Source organism: Thalassotalea agariperforans (genome assembly GCF_053470345.1).
Genome location: NZ_JBQMWH010000006.1, coordinates 123,033 through 138,853, shown reverse-complemented (window position 1 = coordinate 138,853; position 15,821 = coordinate 123,033). Strand labels below are relative to the sequence as shown.

Here is a 15,821-nt window from a genome sequence, read left to right as displayed (position 1 = left end):
TAGCTTAACTTTGCTTGTTAAGTTGTACTTTAAATTCGCCAACAAAATCATCTAATCGGCCAGCTGATGATTTTAGTTGCTCACATGCATTCACAGTGGCATGGGTTTGATTAGTCATTTCAGTTGTATCATCTTTTATGACATGGATTCGTTGATTAATTTCCTCCGCGACACAGGTTTGCTCTTCTGCAGCAGTAGCTATTTGAGTGGACATAGCAAGAATATGCTCAAACTCTTCTTTAATGTCATTAAATGCGTTGACACTTTCCATTACCACGTCAACGGCTTTTAAGCCTTGAGCACGCAAGAGTTCAGTACCTGTGGCGGTATTGCGAGCACCTGTTTGTAAGGTTTCAATTTGTTGCTGAATTTGTTTAGTGGAGTCTTGCGTGCGGCTGGCTAAACTTCTAACTTCATCGGCAACTACAGCGAAACCTCTACCTTGTTCACCGGCTCGAGCCGCTTCAATTGCGGCATTTAATGCGAGCAAGTTGGTTTGTTCAGCAATACCCTGTATAACGTTCAAGACATTACCAATAACTTCTGTTTCATTGTTAAGTTGTAGCACTTGTTCTTGTGTTTTAGCCAGCTCAGCTATTAATTCTTCCATAATGCCTTTACTGGCATTTGCGTTAGTCGCACTTTCAACGGAACTAGTATGAGCTTGTGAAATAGCATCAGCAGTGTTTTGTGAAAGCTTAGCTACTTCTTGTATGGTTGATGTCATTTGGTTAATAGCAACCGATACCGAATCTGTGGATTCATGCTGGTTATTTGCTAACCCTTGGTTTTCTTGCATTGCCTTTGCTACCGACGAGGTTAAATCGTTCATTGCATGTACTTCATTTTGAACCCCCACTAGGGTTAGGTTGAAGCTATCTTGTAGGGTATTAAAAGCCGCAGTGACCTCGGCTAACTCATCTTTACCTGTAACTTTTAGTTTATGACTAAGGTCTTTACTTTGCGCCACTAGTTTTAGCTCATTAACCAAAACTTTTAACGGGCTATTAATTGAACGAATAATTAAATATGACACGCAACAAATGATTAATGCCAAAATAACAAGTAATAATATATTGTTATAAACAGCAATTTTCGCACTTGAGAGAGCGGCTTGATTCTTTTCTTCAATTTCGTTTTCAACATAACTAATCACACCACGTAAAGAAGCGATGTTATTATTGGCAAGTTCAAACCAATCTTCGGCTGATAGGTTATAGCTTTTTCCGCCTAAGTTTAATAATTTATGGCGCATTTTTGCGATTTGTTGTTGTGTTTCGGTATTCAAGTGCTCAGTATTTAATTTATTTGCTAGGGCGGGGCTAGCATAAGACTGGAACCGTGATAGAGCATCTTGCACCTGACGAAAATCAGCTTTGTTATTACCATGAGAAGTATAATCAATTTCCTTTTGGCTAAATGTTCTTAACTTTGTACTCAATTCGAATGAATAAATAGAGTCTAATAACATTAAAGCGGCATAAGAACCCATCAGCATGCTCAGTTCTTCATCACTTGCAGCCGCACGAATAACGCCATTAATAATTGATAATGCTTGGCGATTAAGGCCGCCATAGTTATTCACTACCCATTTTTTACTGTCGTCTTGGAGTTGATATTTATCAACATAACCTCGGGTGTATTCAATTTTAGGGAAGCTTTTAATAATACCGTCAATGTTATCGTCAATACCTTCAATGGCATATATGGCGGTTTTATGTTCATTAATATGTTGGGTGAAGTCTACAATAGCTTGATCAACTATTTTTCTTTGTTTAAGTAACCGAGGTTGATATTTTTTACCTTCGCTGCCGGTTGGCATGCCGCGCAAAAATCCGTAGGTGTAATCGCGTTCTGATTGAATATTTTTTAATAAGTCGCCGGCCTCTTTAGCTAAGTTCATAGCAACAGTTAATGCTTTTAATCTTTGCTCGTGTGCGGATAGCGCTTGTAATTTTACTACTGAGAAGCCGACTACAACAATGGTTGGTAGTAAAACAAGCATTAATATACGGGTTCTGATTTTGAGATTATTCAATATATTCACGGTTACTTCACCTCATATTTCTTTCAATTGAATAAAGCAGACATCTATCTTTATGTTTTGAAAATGAATAATTAACCAACAATTGCAAATGCTTTTAACGGTTAACTTATCAAAAAATGTTGATATTACTTCGTAATCAAAAAGTATAGATTTTTCATTTTATTCTGGTTAACATGTAAACATGATATGTTTAGTTAAGTATTATCTTTTTTGTCGGTGGTCGCAATACATATTTGCAAAATTACTTAAATAGAAAGGGTAGTTCGTGGCGCTAGTAATATAAAAGTGGCGTTAAGACAAAGGGTTAACCGATGAATAAAAATATAAAAAAACTGCTCAGCCTCTCATTAATGACATCGCTAAATATGCCAAGTTTAGCCGGGGTTTATAACGGTGCTCTTGATGATGACACCTTTGCCCAGCTACTGGTTGAAGTGAGTGCGAAAAGCCAACAACTCGATGAAAAAGTCGCCGCCGCTAAACTTGCTGGCATCACAACTGATTACGCGCAAGTATCACAAGTAACCATTAAATTGTTTAAAGATACTTTTGCACCGTGGGATAGAGCGAACCCTACTGCGGTGCAGGCAATGTACGATGCTAAATATTTTACCCGTTTTGACCCCGTTGGCGCAGAGGGTTTACCGTTTGATGAATTAGCTGATTGTTTAGAAGTTGCCGATGCTGCAATAGCAGAGCTAGAAGCTCAGATGAATGGTGACATTGTTTTGCAAACGCCACCTAATTTTAAAACAGGGCAAGTTAGCCTTAATGGTGAAAACTTTGAAATAGATGGTCAGCCATTTATCTCGAATAAATTTTTTTGGCAGCCGATGGACGCCGATGTGATGGAAGCATTTGGCTACAGTGGTGAACAATATTATTCAGCACAATTTTTAAGCTCACCTACCAGCGCTATTAGTGGCCAATTAAATCGTTTTGAACGCGAAACTAAAGAGCAAATTTCAGCCGGTAGAACACCGTTTTATTTTTTCTTAGGTCATATTGTGCCTAATAATCATTGGTCTAGAACCGATGTACCTGCTGCTTATGAAACCGGTTATCGAGTATTCACGAATTATGATATTGATAACCCCAGTGTCCGCCCATGGCTAACCAGTGTATTTGATGAATTTGTGCCAGTTAGTGCAACTTCGGCACCTGAAACCGCACGTATTCATATGATAGCCAATGAACCGACCTTTGCTATACGAGAAGGTGGTGTTGCTAACGATCCAAGAGCCACGGAAGGCGTTTCTTCTTATACCATGGACAAATATGGTATTTGGTTAGCAGAAAAGTACGGCTCAATAGCTTCATTAAATAGCACTTACGGCACCAGCTTTGATAATTTTGAAGCGGTTAAATACACTTATACGATACCGTTAGCTATGAGCTACCAAGGTGGGCCGGTTTGGTATGACTGGCATATATTTAATATGGAACGGGTTAATAGCTGGTTTAAGTTTTTGCATGATGGGGTACATGCTAAAGATCCTAATGCTAAAACTCACATTAAAGTTCTAGGCGAGCGCTCTATTCATGCCCAATACCAAGACGAAGGGATTGATTTTGAGTTTATTACAAAATTGGTTGATGTCCCGGGATCGGATGCACAAACCACCTCAAAAGATGCTGAATGGGATTTTAGGTTAGAGCAAGAATGGCGCAAACATTACACCATAGAATGGCGAGCGCAATCGATCATGCTCGATTTTATGAAATCTATTGCCCCCGACAAGCCAATTTACGACTCTGAATGGCATGGTTTGTCAGGTGCTAGGTGGCGTGATTTTCATATGTCACCTGACTATGTTCGGGCCGCTTTGTGGCTAGCGACACTGCATGGGGTTGATGCAATCACTGCTTGGGTATGGAACCGTGATGAAAATGGTCATATTGATACCCGTGCTGATTTTGTTGGTACTACGGTTACCCAGCCAATTCAGTTAGATGCTTATGGTCGTGTAATTAAAGAAATTAATGCTCATGGCAAAGCGGTAACTTCGTTAGTACCACAGCACCGTAATTTTTTAATCTATTACAGTAAAGATTCAGCGATTCAAGACAATACATACACCGCTGACATGGCTGATGTATATGAAGCTTTAAAATTGCTCAATGTGTCTGTAGGTTTTACAACACCAACCGAATTAACCAATGTTGATAAAAGCACACAAACGGTAATTTTGTCACCAACGGCGTTTGTGTCACAAGCTGACTTAAGTGATTTAGCCGATTTTGTTGCTCAAGGCGGGCGTGTAGTTTTAGTTGAGCCGTCGGCAAGTTTTGGCAAAACCGAATTGGGAGCTACTCGTGCACAAAATCAGCGTTTACCCTTTACACCGTTTGCAACCATTGCTTTAGGAACTGGGGATGATGCTGTTATTGATATGGCCAATCATTTTAAAACGGCGTTAACTAGTAAACACCCTAATACCTTGGTTAATAGTGCCGTATCGGTTGAAATTAAAGATACCAATAACAATGAAGCTTATGGCGTTTTAGTGAACCAGTATTTTGATAACGAACAAATGCGAAATGTTGTCAGCTTGATGAATATTAGTAAAGATGAGCGAATTATTAACCTAGCGCTTGCTGATGGTGTACCAAACGATATTGTTAATTTAATAAGTTCAGTAACTGAAACCGCACAAATGCGCTTACAACCTTATGATGTTGTTTTATTGGGTATTGGTGACAGTGTCAGCCAAGCACCTGAACCAGTGCCAACGCCTGAGCCAGTGCCAACACCTGAGCCAACGCCGGAACCAGAACCAACACCTAAGCCTAATCCAGAGCCAGAAGCAGGTAATAGTTCAAGTTCAGGTGGCAGTGTTTCATTTACATTATTACTGTTAATTGCAGGTTTACGTTCTAGATTATTAGTGAAAGCTAAAGATAAAACATCATTAATATAAACAATAACTACTGAGGGGATAAATTATGTCATTCAAACAACTACAATTATTAAGTTTAGTTAAACTTGTATTATTTTTTACGGTTGTAACGTCAACGTTGGTTAAAGCTGAAAGTGATGAAATTCTTTCACTCTCCAGCCAAGAAATTATTGGCTTGGAAGAAATGCCAGTTATTCATATTGAGCTTAACGTTGATAAAACCCGTGACTTATACGTGGCGTTACAAAATTTAGAAACCAGACAACCGGTTAAGAACACCATGAAGCGTATAAGAAAGTCAGGCAAGTATCATTTTGACTTTCCGTTAGAAAATATCAAGCCGGGTAAATATCGTTGGAATGCTTATTTAGCGCCTAGAGGTAAAAACTGGAATGATCGTATTGGTCAAACGGTATCTCAAGATGTGACCATTATTGCCGAGCCTAAATATGTTAAAAAAGTAAAGTTTGGTAAACAAGACCGCATTAAATCAGTTAATTGGCCTAAACAAATCACGGACAATAAAGAACAGCTTTTAGCGATTAAATTTGATGTAACAGAGCCACGTGATTTACACATTAAATTATTAAGCAGTGTTAATTGGGAAGAGTTTGGTGCCATAAAATACACCATCAGCAAACCACAGGATATTAATATTCCTTTTAACGATATGCTTGATAACTTTGAAGCAGGAAAATACGCTTGGGTGGTATATTTAACCGAAGTTGACGGCACAGAATCTATTTTACCGAAAAAGTTTGGTAAGCATTTTGAGATAATTAAGTAATCAATCCTCTTGAATAAAAAGGTAAATTATTCAGCAAATAATTTACCTAATTCGATCTGTTAAATAGCGAGTAATTTTTTGATATCCAAAGAAATAATATATTTGAACATTACTTGTACAGTTAGTGCTGCCTTTTCTCAGGTTGTTTAAAGCTCTGTTATTTTGACTTTTGGCATAACTGGTTAAGAATAACGTCCGCTTGTTACCTGCTAGGCTGCTCCTAAGGCTGTTTTTGGCGGTACATTGGCTTTTTCAAGCCAATGGTGAAACTTTAATTAGTAATAGATTACTATGGTATTTACCAATAAATAACCATAATTCATACCAGGCCATCAAATATAATTATATTTCACACTTCCTAATTGTTTTTCACGCAGTTGATTTAAATTTTCAGTCATAATATAGTTTTTAATTATAATTCATGAAGTAGTGAGCTATATAATCATTTTTCATGGTCGATAATCGTTTTTCATGGTAAATCATCATTTTTAGGTGGGTAATATGGTATTAGCTAAACGCGCAAAGTTCTTTGATGAAGAAATCTATCCAGAGCCTGAAGCTGAGCTGGTTGGATATGCTTGGCTTATCAATGAATTCCAACTAAGCGTTCCTGCTCCTAATGCGATATGCGCCATAGTTCCAGCTATAAACGCTAAACGAAGCAAAGGAAGGTGGTTAATATGGGGAAGCCGTTATCAGCCTGAATCCCATTGGTTTGCACAATTAACATTTGCGTTGAAATACGAAGGTGTTGATTTAGCTATTATGAAAAGTTTATTTGGCGCTTTGGCAATCGAAGATATTACTGCTTCTGTTGAAAATGAAATAACAGGCGCGTATAGCCGCAGAATTTGGTTTTTCTATGAATGGCTCACTGCGCAAGTACTACCCATTGTGGATGCTACTACTGGTAATTATGTTGACGCGCTAAATGAAAAACTACAATTTGGCTGCGCCAAAACCAAGGTTTCACGCCAACGAATAAATAACAACTTACCGGGTGTTAATGGGTTCTGTCCTTTAATTAAGAAAACAGAGAAGCTTGTTCAATATATTGGAGAAAACTTAGACGAAAAAGCGGCTCAAAATATAGGGGCTGTTCACAGTGACTTACTTGCAAGAGCTGCTGCTTTTTTACTGCTTTCAGACTCCAAGGCTTCATATACTATTGAAGGAGAAGCGCCTCCTCATAATCGTATAGAGCGATGGGGGAAAATTATCGGTCAAGCAGGCATGCAGCCATTAACCGTAAAGGAGATAGAACGTTTACAAGAAGTAGTCATTCCTGATGGTCGATTTATCCTGCCGGGAATTCGTTGTGTTGGCGGTTTTGTTGGTGAGCATGATCGTGTGACCAATATACCAATACCTGAACATATATCAGCCAAGCCAGAAGATCTTGATGAGCTACTCGCTGCTTATCTAAATGGGTATGAATTAATGAAAGACTCAGGATTTCATCCTGTTTTAGCTGCTGCAATCATTGCCTTTTCGTTTGTGATTATTCATCCGTTAGAAGATGGTAATGGACGAATTCATCGCTACTTAATTCATCACGTATTAGCTGAGAGTGGCTTCACGCCTAAAGGAGTTATTTTCCCCGTATCAGCAGTCATTCTAGAAAAAATAGAAGAGTACAAAGCCGTGTTAGAGCAGTTTACACAACCACGTTTGAAGTATGTTGAATGGCAACCGACTGAAGATAACAATGTTCATGTAACAAATGAAACGGCTGACTTGTATCGATTTGGAGATATGACACGCCAAGTGGAGTTTTTATTTGAGTGCGTAAAAGATACGGTAGACACTGTTCTTCCTGAGGAAGTTCTTTATCTTGAAAGGTACGATGAAATTTGGAACTATGTAAATAATCGGTTTGATATGCCACAAAAAAGCTTAAGTTTACTACTTAACTTTTTGCGTCAGAGTAATGGTAGGTTATCGAAAAGGGCTACAACTAGAGAGTTCTCTGCACTAACTGATGTTGAAGTCAAAGAAATAGAAAATAAATATCAAGAAGTGTTTTTGCTTGATTAAGTGAACCATTTTGTCGGTAAACCGTTAGTCATTGCATAAGAGCAGTTACACAAAATGTGTTACAGGGTCTTGGGGTTTGTAAGATCGAATACTAACTAATTCATATAATATTGTTAACACCAAGCGACTTTGTTGTATCTTAATTACCCCCTTATTTCACCCAAAATTTACTTATTTAATTTTTAAATTTAATTAAACTCAGCTATTTAAATTCAATGAAAAAGTTAGCGGTTAATCGACCTGTTGCTGGATTATCGTCAATATTATTGTCCGGTTGTTTTAAATAAGCTGAGTGCAACAAGGTTGACGGATAAATAATAAAGCGATTTGGTTTGTAATCGATCACCTCAAGTAATTCAAAATGTCCCGTTGATTCAGTAAAATATTTATGTTCTGTATGACCATTTTTTTCAATATATTGCTGCGCTGAATTAAAAAATTCTTCTTTTCTACTATTTGTTATATTTTCAAAGCCGGTGGGTTTATGACGGTAAAATGCGGTGCCACCAAAATCGCCTTTATTTAAATAATGCAGTGCAGCAAAGCTATAGATATTGTCGTTGTCAAAATGAGGAATACATTGCCTTAACTCTAAGGTGCTTTCTGCTTGTGTTATTAAAGAATAGCAGCCGTTATAGGGTGTTAAGGTTAAATTCGGTGGTATTTTTAGGGTGTTATAAAAATAAGGGGCAATCGCTTTTAGTACGGTCATTCCATAATCGTCACCAATGGCGCTTCTTATGCCAGGATATGAGTTGTTATGTTCTTGACCTACGACAAACGCTTGTTGGCAAGCAAAATCAACAACTGGTTGGGTGTTTAATAAAAAATCGTCAATGATCAAAACAGGAGAACGTTCCTGACCTACGTAAATCATTGAAGGTTTATTTTTAGGGTTTATTTGATAATTTACCATAGATTAAACACCCTTTTTTAAAGCACGTGATAATTGAATTAAGCTTATTGCTAAGCCTAATATGAATAAATGTATAAAGCTAATTGAACCACCGCTAATATTACCAGTTTGCTTTTCAGTTGACTGTGGCGTGCTGGCTTCGTTACTTGTCTCGTTTGTATTATTGTCCTTGTCAGGCGTGTTAACCGGTGGAGTTAACGGCGGTATAGTTGTAACGGTCTCTTCTTCAATGTCTTCACTGATAACTTCTACTTCAACAAGTAAGTGCTGCTTAGCTGCTAAGCTTAAATCAGTATCAATATTTTGCCCATTGAGTAAATTAGTTAAAAATAAACGTTTGTTGTTTTGTTTGGCGGCTATTTTTAATTCAATCGGCTGCTTACCTGTATTTATCATTGATAATACATAAGTGTTGTCAGTTTTTTGTGCAATGCGCCATGCCACTTTTTTGTCGTTATTGGCTTCAATAACGTTAACTTCGGGTAATAATGCTTTAATTGAAGTTAACGCGAGTATTTTTTCTTTTAGTTCGTCATCTGATTGATAATAAATAACTTGCTCTCCAGCTGGGATCTGTGAGCTTGGGTGTGGGTTGTTGTATTCGTCAAATAGTAAACTGGTATTATCAATTAATACCGTGCCTTTGTTATCTATATATTGCTGAATAGCGAGTAATTCATTGCTGGTAACTTGAGGTGTGTTTTTAATAACGACAACGGGCCAGCTATTAGCTTGTTTGTTGATGATATTTTCAGTTGCAAAACCTAAAGGTAGTCCTTCAAAAAATAATTTTTTATGTGCTTGTCGAATACTCTCCATATAATTATTTTGGTTAATAGCACTTACTTCTGAATAAAAAAGTCGAATCGGTTTTTTAAGTTGTTGTAACTTTACGGTATCAGCCATGTTGGCATTAATATCCATAATGGTTCTGGTTAAGGTATGAAAACCTATCGGTTGATGGGTTATATCAGTGATATATTCAGAATTAGTGCCCCGACTACTAATTATTGAACCGTCAGTATTTCTGCCCCAAACCCAAGTTGATGTACCTGATAAACCATGGGTTGCAGCTAACCAATAAATTGCGTTTACGTAGGCCGGGTCAATGTCTTTTTCTTGAAATGCTACTTTAGTAAAAAAGTGATTTTCTGAATCCCACAACAATTGTTGTGGCTGAACTGACGAAAAAAAATCAAATGAAATAATTGGGCTTTGCCAATCAAAACTATATTCGGCTTGGTAACTTTCTGTTTTTCTTAAATTGCGGTATTCAGAATTTGCATCAAAACCTATGATGTCGGTTAAGCTTAATAGTGCTTCAAAATCGATACCGTGATCACGTTTGTTGCCATTCCATAGCCAAGGCATTAATTTGATATGTGTTTTCCCTTCTGGGTCATGTTTTTTAATTTCTGAAGTTAAAAAACTAAACCAATCAGTAACGCGTAATTGATTGAAGCGCATCCAATCGAACCAAATGGCTGAGCCTTGTAAATCTCCTGACATAGGAATGGATATATCAATATCATCAAAAGTATTATAGTTGCTACGCCATAAGAGGTTTAATTGACTAATGCTACTATGTTTTTTTGTTAACCAAACTTTGAACTTTTCTTTGGTATAGTTTGATACTTCACCTGTATTCCAGACCCCTGCTTGAGTAAAAAAGCTTGGTTCGTTAAATAACATGTAACCTAACTCGGACGATCTTTTGTCTTTGAGAATAGGAATGAATTTTTCAAACAAGTTTGCGAATAAAGTACGGGCGTTTGGGTGATCAATATCATATTTACTGAATAATCTACTGCCATCGGTAAAATTACTATAGGCAGTGTTTGTCCAATCAGGTATGCCAGAATGAGAAACAAATACTTGGCCAATGCGTTCATCGTGATCGTTATTAATATTGTTATATTGACTTTGGTTAACATCTCCCGAGGCATTTTTAATAAAATTTGGGCTGATGAACTGACTGTTTAAATTACCAAAGTAGGGATTAGTTTGTGGATCATCTGGTTTCCAAGTGTAGGTATTTAAGAATACCGGAGAATTATTTAACAAAAAGCTTCTGTCACCAACAACAACTTTATCAAAAGCCACATTAGGAACAGGCTTTCTGATGATGGTGCCGTTGTTTACTTGTATGAGTTCTTCTATCGCTTGATCTAAAATTGTATTAACCGAGCTACGCTGATAGTCAGGTAGGTTAGCAGCATGTTCTGCGGCACTGGTTTTATATACTGGATGTTTTAAATAAAACTCGCTATTGATGGTTTGGTTATTTTCATCCCACTCTGCCCAGGCTGAAAATAACTCAGCCATGGTTAAGGTCATTTCTTCACGGGTAACATCAATATTTTTTATTTTCGCTTGATTAACTAACGTGACTAACGTGTTAATTTTTTCTGTGCTTATTTGTGCCGCAAATGTTTTTCCTGATTGCATAGCAAGTAACACTATTAAGGCTAAGTAAGGCTTTCTTAACAATAAGATTAAATTTTTTTTCATTTGTTTGTATTCACTCGCAATTAAAGCAAAGCGGCTATTATTTCTACTTATATCGGCTTAGCTATGGTGTTTTTTAAACGTAGCTTATCAACATTCTGTTTAACGAAATTCGATATTAATTCAGCTACAACTATAATATGTTTATATAAGTATGATGTTTTCTTTTTTTGAATAAAGCAAGCCCTGTTCTTGTAATTTATAGGGCTCTAATGAATAAAAGTATTGAAAATATAAACATCATATGTTTATATAGGTACTAGATTCGAGTTTGGTGAATTTTATTTCGACTATAAAATTTACCAAGTCAGTGATAAACGTTAATAAAGCAGGCAATGGTGCTTTTATTTATCTGTGAATTAAACGGTGTTTACTTATCTCACCGTATTTTTGGAGCTCAACTATGTTTAACCGCGTAGCAACCTATTTGTTTACCGCAGCAAGTCTTTTAACTTTAGCTAGCTGTGACGCAAATGAAAAAATTGAACAAAAAACAGCTATAGCAAAAGATAAAAAGTCTAATGTGTTAGTGATATTTTTTGATGACATGCGTTTTGATACCTTCTCTTATCGTGGCGGGCCAGTTAACACGCCAGCTATTGATGCTTTAGCGAAAGAAGGTACGCGTTTTGATAATGCTATGACTACAACAGGGCTGTGTTCACCTTCGCGTGCTGCTTTATATACCGGTCGTTGGGGTCATAAAAATGGTTTAGATGATAACGTAGAATTATATCATTCACGTTATTCAGAACTTGACCTTTCTGAAGGTGGGTTATTAAGACGTGCCTCAGAAGCCGGTTATTTAGTAGGCCATGTTGGTAAATGGCATTTAGGTGCTCAGGGTACTAAATTGCGTGGTGCTGAAATTGATTTGGGGCAAGGTCATGAGGCCCGTGAACGTTTTTCTCGCCAATGGACACCTTATGCAAAGGTTTCACAAGTTAAAGGTTATTACGAAGGTAAGTTAGACAAAAATAATGAAAAACATGAGTACTTTCAAACTTTACCTGGCACTTATGAAGATACCGAAGCTTATAAAAAATTAGTTTATGGTAAGCAAATGCTTAAACAAGCGGCTAAAGATGAACGTCCATTTTTTGGTGTGATCAGCTTTAACCAACCACATCCTGCTTACCGCGTGCCTGAGCCTTATGCCAGCATGTTTGATCCTGATACCTTAACGTTACCAGCCAATCATTTATCTAAACGTGTTAACAAACCTTTAGCACAAGATGGCATTTGGTGGCCGTGGCACGATGTCGGTCATATGTCTGATTCAGATTGGCGTAAAGCGCGTGCCTATTATTATGGTGCTATTGCCATGGTTGATCATATTGTTGGTGATATCATTCAAACGGCTAAAGACGAAGGCATCTACGATGACTTAACCATTGTATTGTTAGGTGATCAAGGCAGCATGTTAGGCGAACACGGTCTTTATGATAAAGGTCCTTATGCCTATGACGAATTAATGCGTATGCCATTAATCATTCGTTCACCTGATCAATCTCCTAAAACCATAACTCGCCAAGTGTCGATGTTAGATATTACACCAACTATTGCTGAAATTATGGACTTAGCGCCAGACGGCGATGTTGATGGACGTTCGTTAATTCCTTTAATGGAGCAGGGCGATAAAGCCGATGCCGGTAAAGTCGACAAAGCTTTATATGCTTATGAATGGTACAACGGTTCGTGGTTTGGTATTCGTGCTATTCGTACCCCTGAAATGAAATTTGTTTGGAATCCTGGGGATTCACGGGATGAGCTTTATGATCTAAAAAATGATCCGGTTGAAATTACCAATCAAATTAATAATAAAGCATACAAAAAAGAATTAACCAAACTAGTCAAACTATTAGAGGAAGAATTGATTCGTGTTGAAGACCCATCGTTGAAGGTTTTTAGACACCATATGAAAGCATACCTCTAAGCTGTATTAGTTAACAAGGCGCTTTTACAGTTAGAGCATATTGCTCACGTAAAAGCCTAGTATTAGACAACCTAAAGTGAATTTAACATGAAAATAGCATGTATTCGTACTCATCATTTACGCTGCCATTTAGATAAACCTTTTGGCTTCTCTCAATGGTCTTATGATCAACGCAATGTTTTAGTGATTGAAATAATTACTGATACTGGTGTTTCTGGCTGGGGTGAATGTTATGGCCCGGCAGATGTTATTCAAGGGGCCGTAGAAAAGTTCTATGCACCGCGTATTCTTGGAGAGCCGGCGCTATCCACTGATGCTATTTGGCATAAAATGTGGCGTTCATCATTAGATTTTGCTCGTGGTGGTGTGATGATGGCAGCTATGTCGGGTATTGATATGGCGTTATGGGATCTTAAAGGACATGCCCTTGGTTTAAGTGTTAGTGATTTAATGGGCGGTCGTTTACGAGATATCGTACCTTGTTATGCAACAGGAATGTATTACCAAGACTTACCTGAAGAGGAATTATTACCTTTATTAGTTGAAGAAGGTGTTGGTTTTGCGAAAGAAGGCTACAAAGCAATGAAAATCAAAGTCGGTAAAAACATCGACTTTGATGAAAAGTTCATTGTTGCCTTGCGCGAAGCTTTACCTAATACCCAATTAATGGCTGATTCTAACCATGCTTTTGATTTACCAGAGGCAATCCGCATTGGCAAAGTTTTAGACGACAATGGTTATACTTGGTTTGAAGAACCATTATCTCCAGAACATCCTAAACTGTTTAGACAGCTACATGAAAAAGTTAACTTAGCGATTGCAACGGGTGAATGTGAACAAACCCGCTGGGGTTATCAAAAATTGATCGAAGCCGGTGGCATTCAAATGTTACAGGCGGATCTAGCATATTGTGGTGGCCCAAGTGAAGCGTTAAAAATTCGTACTTTAGCATCAGCAAACGGCATTAATATGATCCCACATGTTTGGGGCACGCAGTTAAATTTAGCGGCAGCGACTCACTTTTTAGCTACAGGTTATACTGAACCTGGTCGTGCTGAAGAGCAAAAGCTTTTATTAGAGTATGATCGTACTGAAAACCCATTACGTGATGAGTTATATGAAGTCATGGTAAAAGTTGATGGTGGTGGTGCCGTGGTACCTACAACACCAGGCTTAGGGGTTAAGATTGATAAAACCATCTTAAAAACGTTTGATATACACGGAACAGAAACAAAATGAACAACAACCCATATAAAATGCTAATTAATGGTGAATTAGTTAGCGCTAAAACCAGCTTTGATGTTGTTAACCCTGCAACAGAAGAAGTGATTGCTCAAGTACCTGATGCTGAACCGTACCATATTGAAAACGTGCTAAACGGTGCTAAAGAAGCATTCACCACTTGGTCGTCAATGTCGTTAAACGAGCGTTCAACATTAATTTATGCCTATGCAGATCTATTAGAGCAGCATAAAGCTGAAATTATTGACATTTTAATTGCTGAAACAGGTAAACCAGCAGATAACGCTGAATACGACTTTGATATGTTAACTAACTGTTTACGCTTTTTTATTGAAGAAGCGAAACGTTTAGACCAACCGGTGATTTCAGATCCTGATGGTCGTTTCCTTAACTATATTTCACGTCAGCCATTAGGTGTAGTGGTAGGATATTTAGCATGGAACTTCCCATTATTAAATTTAGGTTATAAATTAGGACCAAGTTTAGCGGCCGGCTGTACTGTTATTTTAAAGCCTGCTCAAGTAACACCATTAGCCAGCTTACGTTGTGCCGCACTGGCGATTGAAGCCGGTATTCCTGCGGGCGTTATTAATGTTATCACCAGTGATAATTATGATGTTACCGATCCATTATTAACCAGTGATAAAACCTCGTTATTTACCATGATAGGTTCAACACAAGCTGGTGTTGGTGCAATGCGAACCGCTTGTACAAACGTTAAGCATTTTTCTGTTGAACTTGGTGGTAATGCACCGGTTATTGTTTATGACGACGCTGAAGTGAAAAAAGCAGCACACGATATTATTAACCTTAAGTTTGCTAATAGTGGCCAAGTTTGTGTTTCACCAAACCGTTGTTTTGTTCATGAATCGGTTTATGCTGAGTTCTTAGCAGAAGCGAAAGCTCATGCTGAAGGTTTAGTGTTAGGGGTTGGTCATGCTGAAGGTCGCTTAATGGGACCATTAATCAATTTAAAAGAACGTACGCGTGTGATGGCGGCAGTTGATAAAGCTGTAGCTGAGGGGGCGGAAGTTATTCTAGGTGGAAAAATCCCAAGTGACAAACCTGTCGGATATTTCCTTGAGCCAACAATTGTGGCTAATGCTAACTTAACCATGGATTTAGTGAAAAATGAAATCTTTGGTCCAGTTTTAGCGGTAATACCGTTTTCAGATAAAGACGATATTATTGCCTTAGCTAATGATCATGAATATGGCTTATCTGCTTACGTTTATACCACCAATTTAAACCGTGGTTTACAAGCGGCTGATAAAATTCAAGCCGGTAGTGTTTGTATCAACGAAGTACATTATGGTGTGCATTTGCCTCATGGCGGCTTAAAACAAAGTGGTGTTGGTAAAGATTGTTCACAATACAGTATTGAAGAATACCTCACCTTAAAACGTGTTTCTATTTTGGTAAATCCATAAATTAATTGGTTGTTAAGG

9 protein-coding genes are annotated in these 15,821 nt (G+C 37.7%); 6 read left to right on the top strand and 3 right to left on the bottom strand.

Annotated elements, in window-relative coordinates:
- Positions 1-4 precede the first annotated feature (4 nt).
- The gene (locus ACSLUO_RS10360) at positions 5-2,047 is read right to left on the bottom strand and encodes a methyl-accepting chemotaxis protein (RefSeq protein WP_448248459.1); all 2,043 of its coding nucleotides are present in this window, start codon (positions 2,045-2,047) and stop codon (positions 5-7) included.
- Between the two features lie 311 nt (positions 2,048-2,358).
- Between ACSLUO_RS10360 and ACSLUO_RS10355 the strand changes: the two genes are divergently transcribed.
- The 3 genes from ACSLUO_RS10355 (at position 2,359) to ACSLUO_RS10345 (ending at position 7,771) form a co-directional block, all read left to right on the top strand.
- A complete protein-coding gene (locus ACSLUO_RS10355) occupies positions 2,359-4,968 on the top strand; it encodes a beta-galactosidase (protein WP_448248458.1) in 2,610 nt (869 codons plus the stop codon).
- 25 nt (positions 4,969-4,993) lie between these two features.
- On the top strand, positions 4,994-5,734 hold the full coding sequence (locus tag ACSLUO_RS10350; protein WP_448248457.1) for a hypothetical protein: 741 nt from the start codon (positions 4,994-4,996) through the stop codon (positions 5,732-5,734).
- Positions 5,735-6,235: 501 nt separating this feature from the next.
- The gene (locus ACSLUO_RS10345) at positions 6,236-7,771 is read left to right on the top strand and encodes a Fic family protein (protein WP_448248456.1); all 1,536 of its coding nucleotides are present in this window, start codon (positions 6,236-6,238) and stop codon (positions 7,769-7,771) included.
- 202 nt (positions 7,772-7,973) lie between these two features.
- On the opposite strand, the gene ACSLUO_RS10340 is transcribed toward ACSLUO_RS10345, so the two are convergent.
- Both ACSLUO_RS10340 and ACSLUO_RS10335 read right to left on the bottom strand, forming a co-directional pair.
- Positions 7,974-8,687: a DUF6445 family protein gene (locus ACSLUO_RS10340; RefSeq protein ID WP_448248455.1), complete on the bottom strand. Its 714-nt coding sequence runs from the start codon at positions 8,685-8,687 to the stop codon at positions 7,974-7,976.
- Between the two features lie 3 nt (positions 8,688-8,690).
- Positions 8,691-11,198, bottom strand: coding sequence for a beta-galactosidase (locus ACSLUO_RS10335; protein WP_448248454.1), 2,508 nt, complete (start codon positions 11,196-11,198; stop codon positions 8,691-8,693).
- Between the two features lie 400 nt (positions 11,199-11,598).
- Between ACSLUO_RS10335 and ACSLUO_RS10330 the strand changes: the two genes are divergently transcribed.
- The 3 genes from ACSLUO_RS10330 (at position 11,599) to ACSLUO_RS10320 (ending at position 15,803) form a co-directional block, all read left to right on the top strand.
- A complete protein-coding gene (locus ACSLUO_RS10330; protein ID WP_448248453.1) occupies positions 11,599-13,131 on the top strand; it encodes a sulfatase-like hydrolase/transferase in 1,533 nt (510 codons plus the stop codon).
- Positions 13,132-13,218: 87 nt separating this feature from the next.
- Positions 13,219-14,370, top strand: a complete 1,152-nt coding sequence (locus ACSLUO_RS10325) for a mandelate racemase/muconate lactonizing enzyme family protein (RefSeq protein ID WP_448248452.1) — start codon at positions 13,219-13,221, stop codon at positions 14,368-14,370.
- On the top strand, positions 14,367-15,803 hold the full coding sequence (locus ACSLUO_RS10320; RefSeq protein WP_448248451.1) for an aldehyde dehydrogenase family protein: 1,437 nt from the start codon (positions 14,367-14,369) through the stop codon (positions 15,801-15,803). Before ACSLUO_RS10325 ends, ACSLUO_RS10320 begins: the two co-directional genes overlap by 4 nt.
- Positions 15,804-15,821 lie beyond the last annotated feature (18 nt).

Coding starts and splice junctions, on each gene's coding strand:
- ACSLUO_RS10325 (WP_448248452.1), top strand. CDS start 13,219: ATGAAAATAGCATGTATTCGTACTCATCATTTACGCTGCCATTTAGAT.
- ACSLUO_RS10340 (WP_448248455.1), bottom strand. CDS start 8,687: ATGGTAAATTATCAAATAAACCCTAAAAATAAACCTTCAATGATTTAC.
- ACSLUO_RS10345 (WP_448248456.1), top strand. CDS start 6,236: ATGGTATTAGCTAAACGCGCAAAGTTCTTTGATGAAGAAATCTATCCA.
- ACSLUO_RS10355 (WP_448248458.1), top strand. CDS start 2,359: ATGAATAAAAATATAAAAAAACTGCTCAGCCTCTCATTAATGACATCG.
- ACSLUO_RS10350 (WP_448248457.1), top strand. CDS start 4,994: ATGTCATTCAAACAACTACAATTATTAAGTTTAGTTAAACTTGTATTA.
- ACSLUO_RS10330 (WP_448248453.1), top strand. CDS start 11,599: ATGTTTAACCGCGTAGCAACCTATTTGTTTACCGCAGCAAGTCTTTTA.
- ACSLUO_RS10335 (WP_448248454.1), bottom strand. CDS start 11,198: ATGAAAAAAAATTTAATCTTATTGTTAAGAAAGCCTTACTTAGCCTTA.
- ACSLUO_RS10320 (WP_448248451.1), top strand. CDS start 14,367: ATGAACAACAACCCATATAAAATGCTAATTAATGGTGAATTAGTTAGC.